General features: G+C 71.2%; 26 protein-coding genes. 16 read left to right on the top strand and 10 right to left on the bottom strand.

The annotated features are described in order from the left end of the window. Positions 1 to 54: 54 nt before the first annotated feature. Positions 55 to 1221, top strand: coding sequence for a DUF2786 domain-containing protein (locus tag ACGFZS_RS06790; protein WP_393794182.1), 1167 nt, complete (start codon positions 55 to 57; stop codon positions 1219 to 1221). 407 nt (positions 1222 to 1628) lie between these two features. Here the strand turns inward: ACGFZS_RS06790 and ACGFZS_RS06785 are convergent, their stop codons facing one another. From ACGFZS_RS06785 to rpmB, 4 genes are all read right to left on the bottom strand, one after another. Beyond that, positions 1629 to 2144: a DUF4232 domain-containing protein gene (locus tag ACGFZS_RS06785; RefSeq protein ID WP_393794181.1), complete on the bottom strand. Its 516-nt coding sequence runs from the start codon at positions 2142 to 2144 to the stop codon at positions 1629 to 1631. Positions 2145 to 2297: 153 nt separating this feature from the next. Then, a complete protein-coding gene (locus tag ACGFZS_RS06780; protein WP_393794180.1) occupies positions 2298 to 2774 on the bottom strand; it encodes a hypothetical protein in 477 nt (158 codons plus the stop codon). 195 nt (positions 2775 to 2969) lie between these two features. After that, complete coding sequence (rpsN, locus tag ACGFZS_RS06775) at positions 2970 to 3275, bottom strand: 30S ribosomal protein S14 (RefSeq protein ID WP_393794179.1); 306 nt, start codon at positions 3273 to 3275, stop codon at positions 2970 to 2972. Between the two features lie 18 nt (positions 3276 to 3293). Further along, the gene (rpmB, locus tag ACGFZS_RS06770; protein WP_359206081.1) at positions 3294 to 3530 is read right to left on the bottom strand and encodes a 50S ribosomal protein L28; all 237 of its coding nucleotides are present in this window, start codon (positions 3528 to 3530) and stop codon (positions 3294 to 3296) included. 64 nt (positions 3531 to 3594) lie between these two features. Here rpmB and rpmG point away from each other — a divergent pair, with 64 nt between their 5' ends. From rpmG to ACGFZS_RS06730, 8 genes are all read left to right on the top strand, one after another. After that, on the top strand, positions 3595 to 3759 hold the full coding sequence (gene rpmG, locus ACGFZS_RS06765; protein WP_355727060.1) for a 50S ribosomal protein L33: 165 nt from the start codon (positions 3595 to 3597) through the stop codon (positions 3757 to 3759). Positions 3760 to 3768: 9 nt separating this feature from the next. Continuing rightward, on the top strand, positions 3769 to 4017 hold the full coding sequence (locus tag ACGFZS_RS06760; RefSeq protein ID WP_393794178.1) for a type B 50S ribosomal protein L31: 249 nt from the start codon (positions 3769 to 3771) through the stop codon (positions 4015 to 4017). Then, on the top strand, positions 4017 to 5192 hold the full coding sequence (locus ACGFZS_RS06755; protein WP_393794177.1) for a CobW family GTP-binding protein: 1176 nt from the start codon (positions 4017 to 4019) through the stop codon (positions 5190 to 5192). The genes ACGFZS_RS06760 and ACGFZS_RS06755 overlap by 1 nt, the downstream gene beginning before the upstream one ends. Positions 5193 to 5199: 7 nt before the next feature. Continuing rightward, the gene (gene rpsR, locus ACGFZS_RS06750; RefSeq protein ID WP_355727064.1) at positions 5200 to 5436 is read left to right on the top strand and encodes a 30S ribosomal protein S18; all 237 of its coding nucleotides are present in this window, start codon (positions 5200 to 5202) and stop codon (positions 5434 to 5436) included. Between the two features lie 101 nt (positions 5437 to 5537). Then, positions 5538 to 5915, top strand: coding sequence for a VOC family protein (locus tag ACGFZS_RS06745; protein ID WP_365679779.1), 378 nt, complete (start codon positions 5538 to 5540; stop codon positions 5913 to 5915). A gap of 41 nt (positions 5916 to 5956) precedes the next feature. Then, a complete protein-coding gene (locus tag ACGFZS_RS06740) occupies positions 5957 to 6301 on the top strand; it encodes an ArsR/SmtB family transcription factor (protein ID WP_393660065.1) in 345 nt (114 codons plus the stop codon). Further along, positions 6298 to 6777: an SRPBCC domain-containing protein gene (locus ACGFZS_RS06735; RefSeq protein WP_365679783.1), complete on the top strand. Its 480-nt coding sequence runs from the start codon at positions 6298 to 6300 to the stop codon at positions 6775 to 6777. Before ACGFZS_RS06740 ends, ACGFZS_RS06735 begins: the two co-directional genes overlap by 4 nt. Before the next feature lie 150 nt (positions 6778 to 6927). Next, entirely contained in the window at positions 6928 to 7197 is a 270-nt protein-coding gene (locus ACGFZS_RS06730) for a DUF397 domain-containing protein (protein WP_393537191.1), read from the top strand. Between the two features lie 92 nt (positions 7198 to 7289). Here the strand turns inward: ACGFZS_RS06730 and ACGFZS_RS06725 are convergent, their stop codons facing one another. After that, positions 7290 to 7769 (bottom strand): ATP-binding protein, encoded by a 480-nt coding sequence (locus ACGFZS_RS06725; protein ID WP_365679786.1) that lies wholly within the window; start codon positions 7767 to 7769, stop codon positions 7290 to 7292. Positions 7770 to 8123: 354 nt separating this feature from the next. Here ACGFZS_RS06725 and ACGFZS_RS06720 point away from each other — a divergent pair, with 354 nt between their 5' ends. The 3 genes from ACGFZS_RS06720 to ACGFZS_RS06710 all read left to right on the top strand — a co-directional run bounded on the left by ACGFZS_RS06720 (position 8124) and on the right by ACGFZS_RS06710 (position 11168). Then, the gene (locus ACGFZS_RS06720) at positions 8124 to 8948 is read left to right on the top strand and encodes a helix-turn-helix transcriptional regulator (RefSeq protein WP_359206852.1); all 825 of its coding nucleotides are present in this window, start codon (positions 8124 to 8126) and stop codon (positions 8946 to 8948) included. A 110-nt stretch (positions 8949 to 9058) separates the two neighbouring features. After that, positions 9059 to 10519 (top strand): aldehyde dehydrogenase family protein, encoded by a 1461-nt coding sequence (locus ACGFZS_RS06715; RefSeq protein WP_393794176.1) that lies wholly within the window; start codon positions 9059 to 9061, stop codon positions 10517 to 10519. Between the two features lie 112 nt (positions 10520 to 10631). Continuing rightward, the gene (locus tag ACGFZS_RS06710; protein WP_393794175.1) at positions 10632 to 11168 is read left to right on the top strand and encodes a DinB family protein; all 537 of its coding nucleotides are present in this window, start codon (positions 10632 to 10634) and stop codon (positions 11166 to 11168) included. 23 nt (positions 11169 to 11191) lie between these two features. On the opposite strand, the gene ACGFZS_RS06705 is transcribed toward ACGFZS_RS06710, so the two are convergent. Further along, on the bottom strand, positions 11192 to 12601 hold the full coding sequence (locus ACGFZS_RS06705) for a glutamate decarboxylase (RefSeq protein ID WP_393794174.1): 1410 nt from the start codon (positions 12599 to 12601) through the stop codon (positions 11192 to 11194). Between the two features lie 58 nt (positions 12602 to 12659). Then, positions 12660 to 13946, bottom strand: a complete 1287-nt coding sequence (locus ACGFZS_RS06700; protein ID WP_393794173.1) for an ion channel protein — start codon at positions 13944 to 13946, stop codon at positions 12660 to 12662. Between the two features lie 103 nt (positions 13947 to 14049). On the opposite strand from ACGFZS_RS06700, the gene ACGFZS_RS06695 reads away from it, so the two are divergent. Continuing rightward, positions 14050 to 14820: a MerR family transcriptional regulator gene (locus ACGFZS_RS06695; protein WP_393794172.1), complete on the top strand. Its 771-nt coding sequence runs from the start codon at positions 14050 to 14052 to the stop codon at positions 14818 to 14820. On the opposite strand, the gene ACGFZS_RS06690 is transcribed toward ACGFZS_RS06695, so the two are convergent. Then, positions 14821 to 15189, bottom strand: coding sequence for a YbjQ family protein (locus tag ACGFZS_RS06690; protein ID WP_393794171.1), 369 nt, complete (start codon positions 15187 to 15189; stop codon positions 14821 to 14823). A gap of 156 nt (positions 15190 to 15345) precedes the next feature. Here ACGFZS_RS06690 and ACGFZS_RS06685 point away from each other — a divergent pair, with 156 nt between their 5' ends. After that, positions 15346 to 16158: a DedA family protein gene (locus ACGFZS_RS06685; RefSeq protein ID WP_393794861.1), complete on the top strand. Its 813-nt coding sequence runs from the start codon at positions 15346 to 15348 to the stop codon at positions 16156 to 16158. A 104-nt stretch (positions 16159 to 16262) separates the two neighbouring features. Here the strand turns inward: ACGFZS_RS06685 and ACGFZS_RS06680 are convergent, their stop codons facing one another. Further along, on the bottom strand, positions 16263 to 17918 hold the full coding sequence (locus tag ACGFZS_RS06680; protein WP_393794170.1) for a threonine/serine exporter ThrE family protein: 1656 nt from the start codon (positions 17916 to 17918) through the stop codon (positions 16263 to 16265). A gap of 120 nt (positions 17919 to 18038) precedes the next feature. Then, a complete protein-coding gene (locus ACGFZS_RS06675; protein WP_089099927.1) occupies positions 18039 to 18530 on the bottom strand; it encodes an inorganic diphosphatase in 492 nt (163 codons plus the stop codon). Positions 18531 to 18654: 124 nt separating this feature from the next. Here ACGFZS_RS06675 and dacB point away from each other — a divergent pair, with 124 nt between their 5' ends. Both dacB and ACGFZS_RS06665 read left to right on the top strand, forming a co-directional pair. Beyond that, positions 18655 to 20265, top strand: coding sequence for a D-alanyl-D-alanine carboxypeptidase/D-alanyl-D-alanine-endopeptidase (dacB, locus tag ACGFZS_RS06670; protein ID WP_393794169.1), 1611 nt, complete (start codon positions 18655 to 18657; stop codon positions 20263 to 20265). A gap of 77 nt (positions 20266 to 20342) precedes the next feature. Next, positions 20343 to 21476 carry a zinc-dependent metalloprotease gene (locus ACGFZS_RS06665; RefSeq protein WP_359206053.1) on the top strand — a complete coding sequence of 378 codons (1134 nt, stop codon included), beginning with the start codon at positions 20343 to 20345 and terminating at the stop codon, positions 21474 to 21476. Positions 21477 to 21565: the final 89 nt, after the last annotated feature.

Raw genomic sequence — 21565 nt, 5'->3', positions numbered from 1 at the left:
ACAGGGTGTGGACGGCCGCCGCGGGCCGTCGGTGCCGCATGGCACGATCGACGGGTGACCAGCAGTGAGCCCAGCACCGTCGACCGAGCCTTCCGTACCGCCCTGTACGACGACACCGACTCCGGCCTCGACACGGGCGCGTCCCTCCTCGCGGCCGACTCCGGCGCGGACGCGGAACTGGCGCGCCGGGGCCGGGACTTCGTCGCGGCGGCCTGGCGGCGCGGCTGGCAGCCCGCCGACGTCGTACGGCTGGTGCGGCGCGAGCTGGAGGACGCGCACGTCCGCCTCGCCGCCGGGCTGATCCGGGCACAGATGCCGGACGACCGGCCGCGCGGCCCGCGCTGGCGGGCCCAGCTCGACGCGCTGCCGGACGGCGACGCGCGCGTGGGCGACCGTTTCTCGCGAGCCACCGCCGTCCTGGAGCTGTACCGGCTGCTGCTGCGGCTGCCCGCGCTGGACCCCCTAGACGAGCCCGGTGCCGGACCGGCCGCCGGGCCAGGTAGCGGGTCCCGCGCGGACGCGGCCCGGCCCGAGTCCCGCATGCTCACCCGGATCCGCGCGCTGCTCGCCAAGGCGGAGGCGACCGGCTACCCGGAGGAGGCGGAGGCGCTCAGCGCGAAGGCCCAGGAGCTGATGGCCCGGCACAGCGTCGACGAGGCGCTGCTCGCCGCGGGGGCGCCCGCCCCGGACGCGCCCGGCGCCTGCCGGATCGGCGTGGAACCGCCGTACGAGCAGGCCAAGGCGGTGCTGCTGGACGCGGTCGCCACGGCCAACCACTGCCGCGCGGTGTGGAACGAGCCGTTCTCCTTCTCCACGGTCGTCGGCTTCGCGGCGGACCTGGAGGCGGTCGAACTGCTCTACACCTCGCTGCTGGTGCAGGCCACGCACGCGATGACGAAGGCGGAGGCCACCCAGCGGGCGGGCGGCCGCAAACGCACCAAGACCTTCCGCCAGTCCTTCCTGGCGGCCTACGCCCACCGCGTCGGCGACCGGCTGGCCGCCGCGGCGGAGTCGGCCGTGGCCGAGACCGGGACCGGGACCGCCGTGGACCTGCTCCCGGTCCTCGCCGGCAGAGAGACGGCCGTCGCCGACCGTATGGAGCGGATGTTCCCGGAGACGACCACGACCCGGCTGCGCGGCGTGACCGACGAGGCGGGCTGGACGGAGGGAACGCGCGCAGCGGATCAAGCACAGGTACGCTCGCGCTCCCAGCTTCCCTGACCACCCCGCACGCGACCCGTCAGCTCAGGCGCACCCACGGCCTGCCGGAGGCGTGAGCCACCCCGCCGCGAGCGCGGAAAACCGCGCGCCCAGCCCTCACCGGAGGCTCGCCCTCACCGACGCTCGGCTTCCACCGGCGGCCGGCTTTCACCGGCGGCCGGCTTTCACCGGCGGCTGGCCCTGACAGGCGCTCGGCTTCCACCGGCGCTCGGCTTCCACCGGCGCCCGGCTTCCACCGGCAGTCGGCCTCCACCGGCGCCCGGCCCTCACCGGCGCCCGGCCCTCACCGGCGCCCAGCCTCCGCCGGCACCCGGCCGGCACCCGGCCGGCACCCGGCCGGCACCCGGCCGGCACCCGGCCGGCGCCCGGCCGAAGCGGCCGCTCTGCAGTCGGCCGGCGTTCCGCCGTCAGTCCCCCGCCTGCTGGAACGCGCCCACCGTCGCGTTCGGCTTCGTCGCCGACCCCTTGCCCGCCACTGCCCCGTACTTCCACGGGAAGCTCTGGGTGGCGTCGCTGCCCGGCAGGGACACCTCCATCGACGTGGCCGCGAGGCTCGCCGCGTCGCCGTCCTTGCCCCGCACGTAGCTGATCGAGAACGTCGCGGAGTCGCCCTTGGCCAGCTTGAGCTTCTGGTTCTTCGCGCCGGACAGCGAGGAGAGCGACGCGGAGGTGCCGCCCGCCTTGAGCGTCACCCCGGCGAACCCGTCCAGCGTGCACGGCGCGCTCTGGTTGGTGAGGCTCACCGGCACCTCACCGGTGTCCCCGGCGGCCGGTGCGACGCTCGCGGAGCCCACCTGGACGGAGACCTTGCCGATCTCGCAGGCGGAGCTGTTCTTGCTGCTGGACCCGGAGCCGCCGCTGTCGCAGGCGGTGAGGGCGAGGGCGGCGGCGAGGGCCGTGACGGTGAGCGGAATGACGCGCATGTGCAGATCCCCATCGAGGTCGTGACGGTGTCCCAGCATCATCACGCCCCCGCCCGGCTCCCGCTCGCCCGCCCCCGTCCTTGACCCGTTCGGGGTGTGTTCGCCCCGCCCGTGACGGCGGCCGGCACCCGCGCCGCCCGGCCGGATCCGGCCCTACTGACCAAGGCTCGCCGTCGGCAGCCCCGACGGCAGCTTGCCGCCCTCGGCCTTGGTGTAGGTCTCCTCGCCGGTCTTCCCCGACCAGGTGACCTTCATACTGCTCTTGCTGACGGAGTCGACCATTCCGGTGCCCCGGCCCTTGCTGCCGTCCGTGCAGGTGAGGTGGATCATCCGCATCCCGGCCTCCTCGCCCGCGCTCCCGCTGCACACGGCCCCGCCGGTCTCGAAGAGCCCCGCGGACTTCCCGGTGACCACCAGGGCGACGATCTTGCCGCCGCTGGTGGTGATCCAGCTGCCCTGCAGCGCGTCGGACGAGGCCGTGGCGCTGTCCGAACCGGCCGTGGCGCTCGCCGCGGCCGACGACGTGCCCGACGGCGTGGCCGAGGAGTCGCCGCCGGAATCGCCACCGCCGCTGCACGCGGTCAGCGCGAGCGCGCCCACCAGCCCCGCGGCGGCGGCCGCGATCCGCACGACCGGCCGCGCGGACGCCGGTACGGAGGAAACGGAAGCGGAAGGAGCCGATGCGGAAGAGGCCGTGGCCGTAGCCGGAGCCGTCTCCGCAGGCGTCGTAGCCGTACTCGCCGTAGCCGTGGTCACCGCAACGCTCCCGGGTTCTAGGGGGTCGGCCGCCCGGCTGCCCGGACGACAGCCGCAAGCTACCAGGACTCACCAAGAGGACTTGCGTACGCCGGGTAGGTATCCGCTGTGGGCCTGGTCCCGCAGATTCACCCGGGACAGGCCGAACGCGCGGAAGTAACCGCGCGGCCGGCCGTCCACCTGGTCGCGGTTGCGCACGCGCGTGGCGCTCGCGTCGCGCGGCTGCCCGTCCAGCTCACGCCGGGCGGCGAGCCGTTCCTCCGCCGTCGAGGACGGCCGCCGGACGATCTCCTTCAGCTCGGCCCGCCGGGCGGCGTACCGCGCCACGATCCGCCGCCGCCGCTCGTTCTTCGCGATCTTGCTCTTCTTCGCCATATCGGTGCCCCGCCCCCTTCAGACCTTCACGCCCCGCGCGCGGATGCGCGCCACGGCCGCCTCCACGCCGATCGCGTCGACCGTCCTGACGGCGCGGGCGCTGAGCCGCAGCCGTACGTGGCGGCCCTCGCCCGGCAGCCAGTAGCGCTTGGTCTGGATGTTCGGGTCGAAGCGGCGGGAGGTCCGCCGGTGGGAGTGGGAGACGCGGTTGCCGAAACCGGGCTGGGCGCCGGTCAGCATGCAGTGCGCGGACATGGTGACGTAGCTCTCCTCGGAATAGTTATCGCTAATGGGATTCATTTTCAGTAAGATAGCAGCCATGGCACGCAACGAACTCCGCCCGGTCGTCAGGCTCCGGTCCACCGCAGGGACCGGCTACACCTACGTGACCCGCAAGAACCGCCGGAACGATCCGGACCGTATGACGCTGCGCAAGTTCGACCCGGTCGCCGGCCGGCACGTCGACTTCCGAGAGGAGCGCTGAACCCCCGCCATGCGCAAGGGAATCCACCCGGAGTACCGGCCCGTCGTGTTCCGTGACCGGGCCGCGGGCCACGCCTTCCTCACCCGCTCGACGATGACCGGCGAGAAGACGGTCGAGTGGGCGGACGGCCGGACCTACCCGGTCGTCGACGTCGAGATCTCGAACGTCAGCCACCCCTTCTACACCGGCACCGCCCGCGTGCTCGACACCGCCGGGCGCGTCGAGCGCTTCGAGCGGCGGTACGGAAAGCAGGGCTGATGCGTCCCGCCGCCCCGCTCCCCGTCGTGCTCGTCGGCGGACTGCACGCCGACGCCCGCAGGCGGGCCGTCGCCCGGCTGCTCGCCGACGTCCCCGGCAGCGTCGTACTCCACCACGACCTCGCGACGGCCGCCGCCGGCACGGTCGTCCGGACCGTCCGGGACGCCGGCGGGATCCTCGCCGCCGGTGAGACGCCCCTGGTCAACGACTGCGCCTGCTGTGCCCTGCGCGAGGACCTGGTGCCCGAGCTGCGCAGGCTCGCCGACGACGGCCGTACCCGGCTCGCCGTCGTCGAGCTGTGGGACTCCGTCGAGCCCAAGGCGATGGCCGAGGTGGTCGTCGCGGGCGGGCTCACCGTCACCGGGGTGATCACCGCCGTCGACCCGGCCCTGCTGCTGCCGTACCTCGGCAACGGCGACGACCTCGCCGACACCGGCCTCGCCGCGGCCGCCACCGACCAACGCACGGTCGCCGACACCTTCGCCCGGCAGCTGGAGTACGCCCCGGTCCTCGCCGTCCTCGACTCCCCGGAGGCCGACGACGAGGACCACGAGCTGCTCGCGCAGCTCCACCCGACCGCCCGCCGAGTCCCCCTCCCGGGCGGCCACCCCGGGGACTCGGCGGGCCCCGCTCCCGGCGCCGCGCTGGTCCGGGCCGCCCTCGCCGGCTTCGACGTGGAGGCGGCCGCCGCCGCCCAGCACCCGGCCTGCGCCCTGCTGCCCGCCGAGGCCGACAGCCACGGGGTGTCCACGCTGGTCTGGCACCGCAGGCGGCCCTTCCACCCCGAGCGGCTGTACGCGGCCCTGGAGGACCTGACCTGCGCGGCCGCCCGCAGCCGGGGCCGGTTCTGGCTCGCCGACAAGCCCGATGTGCTGCTGCACTGGGACGCGGCGGGCGGCGCCCTCTGCGTGGAGAGCGCCGGGCCGTGGCTCGCCTCCCTGCCGGACGCGGCCTGGGAGATGGTCCCGCCGGTGCGCCGGGCCGCCGCGGCGCTCGACTGGCACCCGGAGCACGGCGACTGCTGCCAGCACCTGGTCTTCACGTCACCCGGCCTCGACCGCGACGGGCTCGAACGGCTCCTGGAGTCCTGCCTGTTGACCGACGCCGAGTACGCCGCCGGGCGAGCCGCCTGGAAGCGGCTGCCGCCCGCCTTCGACACCCTCCTGGAGGTCTGACCCCGCCATGCCCCGCAAGACCGACCGCAAGCCGACGCCGAACCGGCCGAACCCGCTGGACCGGGCGGGCGTGACGTACATCGACTACAAGGACACCGACCTGCTGCGGAAGTTCCTCTCGGACCGCGGCAAGATCCGCGGCCGCCGGGTCACCCGCGTCTCGGCGCAGCAGCAGCGGCTGCTGGCCCGGGCGATCAAGAACGCCCGCGAGATGGCGCTGCTGCCGTACGGGCCTGTCCGCTAGAAGACCTCACGAGCCATAGAGGCCATAGAGGCCATAGAGGCTATAGGTAGGAACTCCCCTACGCTTGACCGGTAGGGAAGTTCCTACCTATTCTCGTCCCCATGACCACGCACATCACCCACGCCTCCTTCGTCACCCTCCCCGTCACCGACCAGGACCGCGCCCTGCGCTTCTACCGGGACGTTCTCGGCTTCGAGGTCACCGCCGACCTGGAGATGCCGCCCGGCCGCTGGCTCCAGGTCGCCCCCAGGGGCGCGCAGACCGTGTTCACCCTGTCCGGTCCGGGGATGGGCGATTTCGAGCCCGGGTCCGCTCGGGGGATCATGTTGGTGACGACCGATGTCGACGCCGACTGTGCGCGGCTCGCCGAGGCGGGCACCGACGTACAGGGCCCGGACGCGTTCCCCTGGGGCCGGATGGCCTCCTTCCGGGACCCGGACGGCAACGGTCTGATGCTGCTCACGGAGGCCCGGCCATAGGGGCCCGGCCATAGGGGCCCGGCCATAGGGGAGGACCCGGCATGACCGCGACCGGCGCCGTCGAGGACCAGGTCTTCGCCGCGCTCGCCAACGCCACCCGCCGCGAGGTGCTGCGGCTGCTGCGCGACGGCGGGCCGCAGCCGGTCCAGGCCCTGGCCGACCACTTCGACATGCGCCGCCCCAGCCTCTCGGAACACCTCAGGGTGCTCCGGGAGGCCGGCCTCGTCTCCGAGCAGCGCTCCGGCCGGCAGCGCATCTACCGCCTGGAGGCGGCCCCCCTCGCCGACCTGCAGGACTGGCTCCACCCGTACGAGCGGTTCTGGCGCGACCGGTTGAAGGGCCTCGGCGCGCTGCTCGACCGCATGCCCGACGATGAGCCGTCATGACGACCGAGCCCGGCCCTGGCCCCAGCGATGACGACCTCACCACCATCCGCGTGGACCAGTTCCTTCCGCATCCGCCCGCGAAGGTCTGGCGCGCCCTCACCGAGCCGGATCTGCTCGTGCAGTGGCAGATGCAGGGCGCGGAGAACTTCCGGCTGGAGGTGGGTCACCGGTACCGGATGACCTCGGTCCCGCGTCCCAACACCCGCTTCTCCGGCGTCGTCGACGTGCAGGTTCTCGCCTACGACCGGGAGCGGATGCTGTCCGTCCGGTGGTCCGATCCCGATCCGGCCAATCTCGCTCACTGGACCATCACATGGACGCTGGAACACGAGGGCCGCGGTACGCGTCTGTTCCTAGTACACGAGGGATTCGATCCGGACGATCCTGCGCAGATGATGGCGCGCACGATCATGGACGGGGGCTGGCGGTCGCATGTCTTCGCAGCTCTGGGGCAGACGCTGGAACGGGTTCGGTAAAGCGGACGTCAAAGCTGTAACCGCAGGAACACCCCGCGTGCACGTGCATCTGCTCATGCATCTGCACATGAACAAGGTTATGATCCGGGTCAGTTGACCAGAGCACCAATGGTCACATCAGCCAGTTAGTGCACCACCGGGGAGCGACCTGTGGACCTCGACGTTGATGGCGTGTACGGGGGGTTTGACGTGTACAACGGCATGGCTGCCACGCAGCTGGACGGAGTGGCCTGGCAGAAGAGCAGGCACAGCAACTCGCAGGGTTCCTGCGTGGAGTTCGCCCGGCTGCCGGGCGGCGACGTGGCGGTCCGCAACTCGCGCTTCCCGGACGGGCCGGCGCTCGTCTACACGCGCGCCGAGATAGAGGCGATGCTGCTCGGCGTCAAGGACGGCGAGTTCGACCACCTGGTCACGAGCTGAGCCGGGGTCGCTCCCGGGGCAACTCCGGGCAATCGTCGTAGAACGCTCGGTAACGCGCGTAGAAACCCGGCATCCCGCGATGCCGGGTTCGGCTACTCGTCCGGCTGGAGCCGGAACAGCGCCCAGACGACCTTGCCGTTGAGGGTGCCGGCCAGCGGGTGCCAGCCCCAGCTGTCGCTGAAGGAGTCGACCAGGAACAGCCCGCGGCCCGACTCGGCGGAGAAGTCGTCGGAGTCGCGGGGGGCCGGGGTCGCGTGGCTCGGGTCGCGCACCGCGCACACCAGCCGCTCGGTCCACCGCATCAGGTGCAGCCGCACGGCCGGGGCCTGCGGTGCGGCGAGGCAGTCGGTCTCGCCGGGCACCGCGTGCCGCAGGGCGTTGGTGACGAGTTCCGAGACGACGAGACAGACGTCGTCGAAGCGGTCGCCGACATCCCACTGGTCGAGGGTTCTGCGGGTGAACCGACGGGCTTCGCGCACGGCTTCGTAACGGGCGGGCAGAGCGCAGGAGGCGGCGCTGGACACGGCCGCGGGGTCGAGCGGCGGAAGGCCCTGCCGTAATGGCTTGAGCATGGTCGATCCATTCGTCCCCATGCGAGGCACTCCCGGGAATTCGCGGTCGTTGCGATGCAGCGGTGGCGCGGGACCATGGTTTCGGATGCGCACAGCAGATGCAAGGGCAGATGCACGTGCACGCGACCGAATTGGACCCTCCCGTACCGCTTGTTGGCCATTTTTTCCGCCAACTTGCAGTCCTTGGCTCACTACCTGCTTGCCAGTTCCTGTGCTTAAACTTTGGCCGCTTTCCGTTTCCGTAACCGGACGAGTACTGCTCGAAGTGTTTTAGTGGCAGACTGCGGGCCCTGAAGACGGTTGGGGAGGCTGGCGAACGTGAGCGCGGGAGAGCCCGGATCGGTGGTGCGGCGCATGCTGCTCGGCTCGCAACTCAGGCGACTGCGCGAGGCCCGGGGCATCACCCGTGAGGCCGCGGGGTACTCGATCCGTGCCTCCGAGTCGAAGATCAGCCGCATGGAGCTGGGCCGAGTGAGCTTCAAGACCAGGGACGTGGAAGACCTGCTGACGCTGTACGGCATCACCGACGAGGCGGAGCGCGAGCAGCTCGTGTCCCTCGCCCGCGAGGCCAACGTGGCGGGCTGGTGGCACAGTTACTCGGACGTCCTGCCGACCTGGTTCCCCACCTATGTCGGCCTGGAGGGCGCGGCGCATCTGATCCGCGCCTACGAGGTGCAGTTCGTGCACGGCCTGCTGCAGACCGAGGCCTACGCGCGTGCCGTGGTGCGGCGCGGTATGAAGGGGGCCAGCGAGGCCGACGTCGAGCGCCGGGTCACCCTGCGCATGGAGCGGCAGAAGTACCTGGTGTCCGAAAACGCCCCCGACTTCCACATCGTTCTCGACGAGGCCGCCCTGCGCCGGCCCTACGGCGACCGCGAGGTGATGCGCGGTCAGCTCCAGCACCTCGTCGAGATCTCCGAGCGGTCCAACGTGCGCCTGCAGATCATGCCGTTCAGCTTCGGCGGGCACTCCGGGGAGGGCGGCTCCTTCACCCTGCTCAGCTTCCCGGAGTCGGACCTCTCCGACGTGGTCTACCTGGAGCAGCTCACCAGCGCCCTCTACCTGGACAAACGCGAGGACGTCGCCCAGTACGAGCAGGCCCTGAAGGAGCTCCAGCAGGACAGCCCGGGACCGGACGAGAGCCGGGACCTGCTCCGGGGCCTCCTCCAACTTTCCTAGGGCTCTCCCCAGAAGTTCGCTCTCTGTCCCCAACTCCCCTGTGGCACAAGTACGATGACGCGTGATCAGACCGTGATGTTGATCATGTCTGCTAGTGATTTGGGGATCACATGTCGTCGTACTTCACCGACCTGGCCCAGCAGTACATCGACGGCGAGTGGCGCCCGGGGACCGGTTCCTGGGACATCATCGACTTCAATCCGTACGACGGTGAGAAGCTCGCGTCGATCACGATAGCCGCGGTCGAGGAGATAGATCAGGCCTACCAGGCCGCCGCGCGCGCCCAGAAGAAGTGGGCCGCCACCAACCCCTACGCCCGCCGGGCCGTCTTCGAGAAGGCGCTGCGCCTCATCGAGGAGCGCGAGGCGGAGATCACCGAGGCGATCATCGCCGAGCTCGGCGGCACCCACCTCAAGGCCGGCTTCGAGCTGCACCTCGCCAAGGAGTTCCTGCGCGAGTCGATCCAGTGGGCGCTGCGCCCCGAGGGCAAGATCCTGCCCTCCCCGGTGGACGGCAAGGAGAACCGCCTCTACCGCGTGCCCGTCGGCGTCGTGGGCGTGATCAGCCCCTTCAACTTCCCCTTCCTGCTGTCGATCAAGTCGGTCGCCCCGGCGCTCGCGCTCGGCAACGGCGTGGTCCTCAAGCCGCACCAGAACACCCCGATCGTCGGCGGCACCCTGGTCGCGAAGCTCTTCGAGGACGCGGGTCTGCCGGGCGGCCTGCTCAACGTCGTCGTCACCGACATCGCGGAGATCGGCGACGCCTTCATCGAGCACCCGATCCCCAAGGTCATCTCCTTCACCGGCTCCGACAAGGTCGGCCGCCACGTGGCCACCGTCTGCGCCTCGCTCTTCAAGCGCTCGGTGCTCGAACTGGGCGGCAACAGCGCGATCGTGGTCCTCGACGACGCCGACATCGACTACGCGGTCGACGCGGCGGTCTTCAGCCGGTACGTCCACCAGGGCCAGGTCTGCATGGCCGCCAACCGCGTCCTGGTCGACCGCTCGATCGCGGACGAGTTCACCGAGAAGTTCGTCGCCAAGGTGAAGACCCTCAAGTCCGGCGACCCGCGCGACCCGGCGACCATCATCGGCCCGGTGATCAACTCCCAGCAGGCGGAGTCCCTTTCGGCCACGGTCGAGCAGGCCGTCGCCGAGGGCGCCACCGCCCTGGTGCACGGCACCACCACCGACAACCTGGTCGAGCCCTCGGTCCTCACCGGCCTCCCCGCCGACTCCGACCTGCTCCGCCAGGAGGTCTTCGGCCCGGTCGCCTTCCTCATCCCCTTCGACGGCGAGGAGGAGGCCGTACGCATCGTCAACGACACCCCGTACGGCCTCAGCGGCGCGGTTCACACCGGGGACGTCGAGCGGGGCGTGGCCTTCGCCAAGCAGATCGACACCGGCATGTTCCACGTCAACGACGCCACCGTGCACGACGAGCCGCTCGTCCCCTTCGGCGGTGAGAAGCACTCCGGCATCGGCCGTCTGAACGGCGAGACGACCGTGGAGTCCTTCACCACGATGAAGTGGATCTCGGTGCAGCACGGACGCAGCGGCTTCCCGTTCTAGAAGCCCTCCGTAACAGCTCGGCGCCCCGGGCCCTTTAGGACGCGATCTGTCCTAGAGGGCCCGTAGCTTCGGTCGTGTCAGGGAAACACGACCTGAGGAAAGGCGGCCGGTCATGGTCACTCACGTTCCCGCGGAAGCACAGGGCGACGAGCGCGGAGCACTGCTCTCCTTCATCGAGGAGCAGCGCGGCGGCATCCGCCGGGCCCTGCTCGGCCTCACCGACGAGCAGGCGTCGGGCAAACCCAGCGCGAGCGAGCTGTCCCTGGCGGGCCTGCTCAAGCACTGCGCCGAGGTCGAGCAGAGCTGGATCGCCCGCGCCAGGCAGGAGCCGCCGGCGATCGTGCGCGACCAGTCGAACTGGCACGAGACCTTCCAGCTGGTCGGCGACGAGACGGTGGCCTCGCAGCTCGCCCACTGGGAGCAGGTCGCCGCCGAGACGGAGAAGTTCATCCGCTCGGTCCCCAGCCTCGACGACACCTTCCCGCTCCCCGAGGCCCCCTGGTTCCCGAAGGGCAGCGTCTCCATGCGCTGGGTCTGCCTCCACCTGATCCGCGAGACCGCCCGGCACGCCGGCCACGCCGACATCGTCCGCGAGTCCCTGGACGGGAAGACGGCCTTCGAGCTGGTGGCGCTGGAGCAGGGCGCCTAGTTCCCGGGGCCGAACGGCAGGCCCTAGTGATGGAAGCTGGTGGCCGCGTCCTTGTCGTGGGTCAGCGGATGCGGCTGCCGGCGCAGTCCGGGCAGCAGCCGGGTCAGGTCCTCGACGAACAGGTCGGCCAGGTCCTTGGAGAAGCCGTTGCGGCACACCACCCGCAGCACGGACAGGTCCTCCCGGTCGGCCGGGAAGGTGTACGCGGGCACCAGCCAGCCGTTCTCGCGCAGCCGCCGGGACACGTCGAAGACGTCGTACGCCGTCACGTGGTCGGCGGTGGTGAAGGCGAACACGGGCAGTTCGTCGCCGCGCGTCAGCAGCCGGAAGTCGCCGAGCGCCTCGATGCGTTCGGCGAGCCCGGTCGCCACGTCCCGGGACGCCTGCTGCACCGCGCGGTAGCCGTCCCGGCCCAGCCGCAGGAACGTGTAGTACTGCGCGACCACCTGGGCGCCGGGGCGGGAGAAGTTGAGGGCGAAGGTGGGCATGTCGCCGCCCAGGTAGTTGACCCGGAAGACCAGTTCCTCGGGCAGCGCCTCCTTGTCCCGCCACAGCGCCCAGCCGACGCCGGGGTAGACCAGGCCGTACTTGTGCCCCGAGGTGTTGATCGACGCCACGCGCGGGAGGCGGAAGTCCCACACCAGGTCCGGGTCGAGGAAGGGCGCCACCATCCCGCCGGACGCGCCGTCCACATGGACCGGGACGTCGACCCCGGTGCGCTCCTGGAGGGCGTCCAGGGCCGCGCAGAGGTCGGCGACCGGCTCGTAGGACCCGTCGAAGGTGGAGCCGAGGATGGCGACGACCCCGATGGTGTTCTCGTCGCAGAGGTCGGCGGCGGCCTGCGCGTCCAGGTGGTAGCGGTCGCCCTCCATGGGCACGAACCGGGGCTCCACCTCCCAGAAGTTGCAGAACTTCTCCCAGCAGACCTGGACGTTGATGCCCATGATCAGGTTCGGCCGGGCACTGCCCGGATAGCGGTCGGCGTTGCGCTGCGCCCAGCGCCGCTTCAGCGCCATCCCGGCGAGCATGCAGGCCTCGCTGGAACCGGTCGTCGAACAGCCGATGGTGTTGGCCGGATCCGGCGCGTTCCACAGGTCGGCGAGCATCGCCACGCAGCGCCGCTCCAGCTCCGCGGTGCGCGGGTACTCGTCCTTGTCGATCATGTTCTTGTCGTCGCACTCCGCCATCAGGACGCCGGCCTGCGGCTCCATCCAGGTGGTGACGAATGTGGCCAGATTCAGCCGGGCGTTGCCGTCCAGCATCAGCTCGTCGTGCACCAGCTGGTAGGCGGTCATGGGCGGCAGCGGGCCGTCCGGCAGCCGGTGCGTGGGCGGGGCCTCGGCCATGCCGGCGACCGGGTTCGCCTCACCGAAGAACGGGTTGACGGACATGGGGCGCTCTTGGTGCTTCTGGGAACCTTTGTGGAGCGGCATGAAAGGTGCCTCCTGGAGGAATTCACGACTCACGATGCACAGGGTCGACTCACGGGGATCAGCGCAGGGCCGTACCGTCCGTCCGCAGCTGCATTCTGGGCCGCCCGGTCACCATCAGCCACGCGGGCAGCGACGCGACGCACAGCAGCGCGATGATGCTCGGCGAGGCCACCAGCACGGCGGCCGTGAACAGGCTCACCCAGCCCTGGCGGGTGATCGCCAACAGCATGCCCAGCACACCCGCCGCCACGCTCGCCGAGGGCTGGACCGCGGGCACCAGGGCATGGGCGCACAGCCCGAAGGCCGCGCCGATGAACACCGACGGGAAGATCCGGCCGCCGCGGAAACCGCAGGAGGCGGCCACCAGCAGCGCGGCCAGCTTGACGACCGCCATCACGGCGAACTGCCCGGCCGACCAGCCCTCGGGGTCCTTCGCCAGCTCCGCGACCTCGTCCAGCCCCTTGAAGAGCGTCAGATGGCCGCCCAGCGCCCCCAGCAGGCCCAGCACCAGCCCGCCGGCCGGAAGGGCCACCATGGGGTGCCCGAGGCGCCGGAAGACGCCGTGGACGTACGGGAAGGCGTAGACGGCGCACATGCCGAGCAGCGCGGCCGCGGGGGCCACCACCAGGGCCCCCAGCAGATCGGGCCAGCGCGGGTCGCTCAGCGCGGGCAGCCCGAGGTCCAGCGTCGGACGGCTCACCAGGGCGGTCGTCATCGCGCCCGCCCCCGCGGCCATCAGCGGCCCGAAGAGGTTGTCCCACAACGCCCCCTTCAGCGGTTTCCCGGCCAGCGCCTCGGAGATGACCAGGGCCGCCGCCACCGGCGTACCGAACAGCGCGCCGAGCGTCGCCGCGTCGGCCAGCGCGGGCCACAGCGAGTTCGGCAGCCGGGGCATCGCGAGCCGCCCCAGCCACAGCGCGAGCCCGACGTTGACGGCGATGAGCGGGTTCTCCGGACCGAGGCTCGGCCCGCCCGCCAGCATCAGCACGGTCGCCAGGACCAGCCCCGGCAGCACGGCCGGGGGCATCGCCACCGCCTCCAGCCCCAGGGTGGCCGGATCCGGCCCCGCGTGCCCGGGCACCTTCCACACCACAAGACCCACCGCGACACCGGTGGCCGTCAGCATCACGACCATCCACAGCACCGAGTACCGTCCGATGCCCAGCGCGTCCGGCAGGTTGTTCCACAGCACGTGCTGCAGCCGCTCGGCCAGCGAGCTCACCAGCAGGAACAGCAGACTGCCGCCGACCCCGACGACCAGAGCGGGCAGGATCAGCGGCAGCAGGGCACGCGCGGGGGCCGCGGGCGGGGTGGGGAGCGCCTGGTGCGCGGTGTCCTGGGCCACGGGCCCACCATAAGCGGGCAAAACCGGCACAACATCCTGAACGGAACCGGCTTGCACCTCACGTGGCGTGAGGCCCCAGGGTGGAGCGCAGAAAGGAGCGGAAGTGAACTACTCCGTAGGACAGGTCGCCGGGTTCGCCGGCGTCACCGTGCGCACCCTGCACCACTACGACGAGATCGGCCTGCTGGTCCCGGGCGAGCGCAGCACCGCGGGCCACCGGCGCTACGGCGACGCCGACCTCGAACGGCTCCAGCGGATCCTGTTCTACCGGGAGCTCGGCTTCCCGCTCGACGAGGTCGCGGCCCTGCTCGACGACGAGGCGACCGGACGGGCCGACCCGCGCGCACACCTGCGCCGGCAGCACGACCTGCTGACCGCCCGGATCGAGAAGCTGCGGAAGATGGCCGCGGCCGTGGAGCACGCCATGGAGGCACGCAGGATGGGCATCAACCTCACCCCCGAGGAACGCTTCGAGGTCTTCGGCGACAAGGACCCCGAGCAATACGCAGAGGAGGCCGAACAGTGCTGGGGCGGCACCGGGGCCTACGCCGAGTCGCAGCGCCGCGCGGCCCGCTACACCAAGGCCGACTGGCAGCGCATGAAGGACGAGGTCGACGACTGGAGCGCGCGTTACGCCGCCCTGGTGACCGGCGCCGAGCCGCCGACCGGCGAACGCGCCATGGACCTGGCCGAGGAACACAGGCAGCACATCTCGGCCTGGTTCTACGACTGCCCGTACGCCCTGCACCGCGGCCTCGCCGAGATGTACGTCTCCGACGAGCGCTTCAAGGCGTTCTACGACTCGATGGCCCCCGGTCTGGCCGAGCACCTGAAGGGGGCCATCGAGGCGAACGCGGCCCGGCACACGGTCTGACTAGGCGGTCCTGTCGATGATCACGGCCGTGCCGTAGGCACACACCTCGGTCCCCACGTCCGCCGCCTCGGTCACGTCGAACCGGAAGGCCAGCACGGCGTTGGCGCCTCGCGCGCGTGCCTGCTCGACGAGCCGGTCCATGGCCTGGTTGCGGGTCTGCACCAGCGTCTTCGTCAGCCCCTTCAGCTCACCGCCGATCATCGACTTCAGACCCGCGCCGATCTGACTGCCCAGGTGCCGGGAGCGCACGGTCAGCCCGAAGACCTCGCCGATGACCTCGCGCACCCGGTACCCGGGGATGTCGTTCGTGGTGACGACCAGCACATCCGGCTGCGGCCCCTGGCCGCCGCCGTACTCTTCGATACCCATGTCCACAGCCATTCCCCAGGCCGGGCACAGTCCATCCTGGTTCCACCCATGGAACCTGGGGCGGACACATTGCGTTGATAGCTTTGTGCGCCCGCACATGGAACTCGTAGTGCCCTCACCCCTCAGGAGCCCGGAACCGTGACGACCGGAACCACGATGACGCTCGCTCTCGGCCCGAGCTGGTTGGATCCGAACCAACTTCTCGACTCGTTCGGCATCTGGGGCCTGCTCCTGGTGGTCTTCGCCGAGTCCGGCCTCCTGATCGGCTTCTTCCTCCCGGGCGACTCCCTGCTGTTCACCTGCGGCCTGCTGATCACCTCGCACCAGCTGGACTTCCCCCTCTGGGGCGCCGTCGCCCTGATCTGCGTCGCCGCGATCCTCGGCGACCAGGCGGGCTACATGTTCGGCAAGAAGGTCGGCCCGTCGCTCTTCAACCGCCCGGACTCCCGCCTCTTCAAGCAGGAGAACGTCGCCAAGGCCCACGAGTTCTTCGAGAAGCACGGCCCGAAGTCCCTGATCCTGGCCCGCTTCGTCCCCGTGATCCGCACGTTCACGCCGATCATCGCCGGCGTCAGCGGCATGAAGTACCGCTCGTTCCTGACCTTCAACGTCATCGGCGGCATCCTCTGGGGCGCCGGCGTCACCCTGCTCGGCTCCTGGCTCGGCAAGATCGACTTCGTCAAGAACAACATCGAGGCGATCCTGATCCTGATCGTCCTCGTCTCCGTGGTCCCGATCATCATCGAGTTCCTCCGCGCCCGCTCCAAGGCCAAGAAGGAAGCGGCCCAGCCGCAGCCGCCGCTCCAGCAGCCTCCGGCGTACCCGGTGATGGACGACGCGACGACGCAGCTGCGCAGGATCGAGCCGACGTACGCGCAGCCCCAGCAGCCCCAGCAGCAGTACTACGACCAGAACGGCTACTACAACCAGCAGTACCCGTACAACGAGGACCAGTACCGCGCCCCCTAGGGGCGCGGGGCTGTGTTGAATCTGCGGCTACCGCCGCGTGGGCGCGACCAGCCACGACGCACCCGCACCCGCCGACGCACCCGCACCGGCTCCCCCTCAGGCGCTCAGAACCCCCGCGTCCGCTTGGCGGCCCGCCGCTTCCCCGCCGACCCCACCCGCAGGGTCAACCGGGAGATCTCCGACCCCAGGTTGACCCCGATGGCGATCGCCATGGCCAGGGACGCCGCCTTGGCCAGCGACACCAACCCCTTGTCGACCTCGTTCTGGGCCATCGACAGCAGCCCGAAATACGTCGCCGACCCCGGCAGCAGCGGCCCGATCGCCGCCGTCGTGTACGGCAGCGCGGACGCGAACCGGAACCGGGACAGCAACTGCCCGAACAACCCCACCAGCCCCGCCGCGACGGCCGTGGAGGCGACCGGTGAGATCTCCCCGGCGTAGTGCATCGCACCGTAGACCGACCAGGCCACACCCCCGTTGAGGGTCACGGCCAGCACGGTGGATCGTTCCTGCTGGAGCAGTACGGCGAAGGTCAGCGACAGCACCATCGACGCGGCGATCTGCAGCAGCGGCCGTTGGGAGGTGTTGAGCGCGACATCGGGATTGAGCCGGCCGCCCAGTTTCAGGCCGAAGTACAGGACCGTCAGCACCCCGATGACGATGCCGACGAAGAAGTACATGACCTCCAGCAGCCGCGCGGACGCGGTGATGTAGAAGCCGGTCAGCCCGTCCTGGACGCCCGCGACGAGGGCCCGCCCGGGCAGCAGCGCGAACAGCCCACCGGTGACGACGGCGGACGCCGCGACGTCGATGTGGGCGAGCGCGAACGCCACCCCGATCGCGGCCGGCGGCATCGCGGCGACCATGAACTGGTAGAACTCCGGCAGTCCCCGCCCCGCGCACAGCCACGCCAGCCGGTCGCCGAGCATCGCGCCCACCGCCGCCGCCACGAACACCAGCAGGTCACCGCCGACGAGCACGGAGGCCGCCCCGGCCAGCAGCCCGCTCGCGGCGGTCAGCGCCCAGCCGGGGTACGGGTGCCGGTTGCGGCGGATCTCCGCGAGCCGCCGGTAGGCCTCCTCCAGGGAGACATGGGCCTCGGGGTCGGTGAGGTCGTCCACGAGCCGGAAGACGGCCGCCAGACGCGTGTAGTCGGTCCCGCGCCGCCGCACCGTCCGGGACGCGGTCACCGGGTCGTCGACCAGCGAGGGCTGGTACGAGATCGCCAGCAGCGTGAAGGTGACGTTCGGCTCGCACCGGTCGAGGCCGTAGGACCGGCAGACCGCGAACATCGCGGCCTCCACGTCCTCCGCGCCCTCGCCGCCGGCCAGCAGCAGCTCCCCGATACGCAGCGTCAGGTCGAGCACGCGCGGGACGGCCGGACCGCCCTCCTCCGCCTTCTGCACCGGCTCCGGCGCCGGCCGCTCGGCCACCGGCATGCGCAGCATCGTGCGCATCCGGTCCTGCCAGGGCGCGTCCTTGACGAGACTCACGGCGGGAAACCCGGAGGCGGGCGTGAAGACCGGCGGGGCGTCCTCGGCGCTGTAGGTGCTCGGCGTGCTGAACGCCGACCCCTCCGGCTCGGCACTCACCGGCTGCCGCGCCGCCAGCCCCTCCGGCACGGCGAACTCGGACGTGGTCTCGGGCTCACCGCCGCCCTCGGGGGCCGCGATGCCCGCCGGCACGGCGAACTCGGACGTGATCTCCGGGTCGTACCGCGCCTCGTCCGAGCTGGGCTTGCGGTCCTCCGCCTCCGTCACGGTCGTAACGCTCCCTGAACGACATCTTCACGTAGGCCTCAGTATGCGCGTGAGCACACAGCGGACACGAAAAACGGGCCGCACGGTACGTGCGGCCCGTTTTCGTGGGTGAACGGCGTCTCAGTGACCGCCGGACTCCTTGAAGCGCTTGTAGGACCGCTCGATCTCCACCTCGGCGTCGGTGCGGCCGACCCAGTTGGCGCCCTCGACGGACTTGCCGGGCTCCAGGTCCTTGTAGACCTCGAAGAAGTGCTGGATCTCCAGGCGGTCGAACTCCGACACGTGGTGGATGTCGCGCAGGTGCTCCACCCGCGGGTCCGTGGCCGGAACGCACAGCAGCTTGTCGTCGCCGCCGGCCTCGTCCGTCATCCGGAACATGCCGATCGCGCGGCACTTGATCAGGCAGCCCGGGAACGTGGGCTCGTCCAGGATGACCAGCGCGTCCAGCGGGTCGCCGTCCTCGCCGAGAGTGTTCTCGACGAAGCCGTAGTCGGTCGGGTAGGCGGTCGAGGTGAAGAGACGACGGTCCAGGCGGATCCGACCGGTCTCGTGGTCCACCTCGTACTTGTTCCGCGAACCCTTCGGGATCTCGATCGTGACGTCGAACTCCACCGGTGGCTCCTCCATGATCAACACATAGTTCTGGTGGTTAAGTGTCCCTCACGCAGGTGTGTGATCGCGAAAGGGGCTGGTGGTCGTGCCAGAACTGAGGTCTTGGCAGTCCGCGAAACCGCGTGTGCGGAAGATCGCGGGCGCCGTACGACCGCGTCTGGCACGCGTCGCGACCGTCACGAAACCGCAGGTGGCGCGGTTGCGGCAGGCAGTGGGACCGCAGCTCGCACGCGTCACGCGCGCGGCCGGACCCCGGCTGGTCACCCTGGTCCGCCCCCCTCGTCCCCGGACCCTCAAGACCTGGCAGTACACCGCGGGCGCCGCCACGGCCGGGCTCGCGCTGGCCGCCGGTGTGGCGACCGCGGCGGGCCCCTGGGACGCCACCGGCCAGCGTACGGCCGAGCGGGACCGGGCGGCCGCGCTGGAACGGACGGGTGGCGCAGATCACGGCTCCGGTGCGGACTCCGTCACAGCCGACGGCGAGCCCAGCCCCGCGCCCAGCGCCGGGTCGGTCCTGACGGGCCTGGGCGGCGCCACGAACACCGTGAAGTCCGCCCCCAGCGGCCGGCCCGCCGGGATCTCCGGAACGGCCGTCACGGACGTCCTGAAGCCCCTGCTGGCCGACGCGGCACTCGGCCGCACCCGCACCGCCGTGGTCGTCGACGTGGCCACCGGCGGGCGCCTGTACGGCTCCGGCGCCGACACGGCCCTCACCCCCGCCTCCACCACCAAGATCGCCACGGCCGTCGCCGCCCTCCACGCCCTCGGCCCCGACCACCGCCTCACCACGCGCGTGGCCCTCGAACCCGGCACCAGGGAGGTCGTCCTGGTCGGCGGCGGCGACCCCACCCTCACCGCGCACAAGGACGCGGAAGGCTGGGCCAGCCTGCGCACCCTCGCCACCGAGACCGCGAAATCGCTCACCGCGCGGGGCATCAAGCAGATCACGCTCTCGTACGACACCACGCTCTACGCCGGCTCCGACCTGCACCCCATCGGCGTCAACGACAACCTCGCGCGCGTGAGCCCCCTGATGGCCGACGAGGGCCGCACCGACGACTCCACCGAGGGGCCGGTGACCCGGGTGAGCGACCCGGCGGCCGACGCGGCACGGAAGTTCGCGGGCTTCCTGCAGGCCGCCGGCATCAAGACCTCGTCCCCCGGCACCTCCAAGGCGAGCAGCCGGGCCGCCACCCTCGCCACCGTCTCCTCGCCGCCGCTGTCCTCGATCGTCGAGCGCATGCTGACCAACAGCGACAACGACATCGCCGAGGCCCTGGCCCGGCAGACGGCGCTGGCGAGCGGCCGGCCGGCGAGCTTCGACGGGGGAGCGGCCGCCATCGCAGCCCAACTGACCCGCCTGGGCCTGCCGATGACCGGCGCCTCCTTCCACGACGGCAGCGGCCTCAACCGCGACGACCGGCTGACCGCGAACCTGCTCACCGCGCTGCTCGCCAAGGCCGCCGACGCCGACCGGCCGGGCCTGCGCCCGGTCCTCACCGGCCTCCCCGTGGCCGGTTTCACGGGCACCCTGACCAGCCGTTACGGGGACGGCGCGGCAGGCGTCGTGCGCGCCAAGACCGGCACCCTGACCGGCGTCAACACGCTGGCGGGCACGGTCGTCGACAAGGACGGCCGGCTGCTGGCCTTCGCCTTCCTCACCTCGGACACGACGAGCCCCGAGGAGGCGCAGGCGGCACTGGACCGGACGGCGACGGCGCTGGCGGGGCTGTAGCCCATGACACAAGTCACGCGAAGCTCACCAACCTCCACGGTCTGCCCGAAGGGGGACCGCTCACGTACGGTTGACGCATGACGAGCATCGGTGGCGCTGCCTCATCAGGGATGGTCGACTGGAATCTCGCGGTGGCGACCGCGACCCGACTCGTGCGGCCGGGCCCCGAGGTGAGCCGCGACGAGGCCCGGACCATCGTCGCGGAGCTGCGGCGGCACGCGAAGGCCTCGGAGGAACACGTCCGGGGCTTCACTCGTATGGGCACCGGCGACGTCCACGACACCCCCGTTCTGGTGGTGGACCGACCCGGCTGGGTCAAGGCCAACGTCGCCGGGTTCCGGGAACTGCTCAAGCCGCTCCTCGACAAGATGCAGGAGCGGCGGGCCGGCAGCCCGGGCGGCGCGGTGCTCGGCGCGGTCGGCGGCAAGGTCACCGGCGTCGAACTGGGCATGCTGCTGTCGTTCCTGTCGTCCCGGGTCCTCGGCCAGTACGAGACCTTCGCCCCCGCCTCCCGCGACCTCCCGGCGGACGAGAACGGCGGCGGCCGGCTGCTGCTCGTCGCCCCCAACATCGTCCACGTGGAGCGCGAACTCGAGGTCAAGCCGCACGACTTCCGGCTCTGGGTCTGCCTGCACGAGGAGACGCACCGCACCCAGTTCTCCGCGGTGCCCTGGCTGCGCGCCCATCTGGAGGGCGAGATCCAGTCGTTCCTGTCGGAGACCGACGTCGACCCGATGACCGTCCTGGAACGCATCCGGGACGCCGCCCAGTCCCTCGCCGGCAGCCGTCCCGAGGCCGAGGAGGACGACGGCGGACGGTCGTTCGTCGAACTGGTGCAGACCCCCGCCCAGCGCGAGATCCTCGGCCGGCTCACCGCCGTCATGTCCCTCCTGGAGGGCCACGCCGACTTCGTGATGGACGGCGTCGGACCGGCCGTCGTGCCGACCGTCGCGGAGATCCGCGAGAAGTTCCAGCAGCGGCGTGCCAAGGGCGCCTCCCGGCTGGACATGACCCTGCGCAAGCTGCTCGGACTCGATGCCAAGCTGCGCCAGTACCGCGACGGCGAACGCTTCGTGCGGGCCGTCGTCGACCAGGTCGGCATGGACGGCTTCAACCGGGTGTGGACCTCGCCGAACACCCTGCCGACCAAGTCGGAGATCGCCAAACCGGCGGACTGGGTCGCGCGGGTGCACCGCAAGGCCGAGTCGTGAACCCGCGGATGTGTGTCGTGAACCAGCGGATGTGTGGTGAACCGAATCCGGCCTACGGCAGGCGAACGCCCCTTCAATCACCCGTCCGA

This window comes from Streptomyces sp. NPDC048288 (assembly GCF_043201555.1).
In the GTDB taxonomy this organism is placed as follows: Bacteria; Actinomycetota; Actinomycetes; order Streptomycetales; family Streptomycetaceae; genus Streptomyces.
The sequence above is the reverse complement of the archived record's forward strand: the minus strand, read 5'-3'. Positions and strand labels throughout refer to the sequence as shown.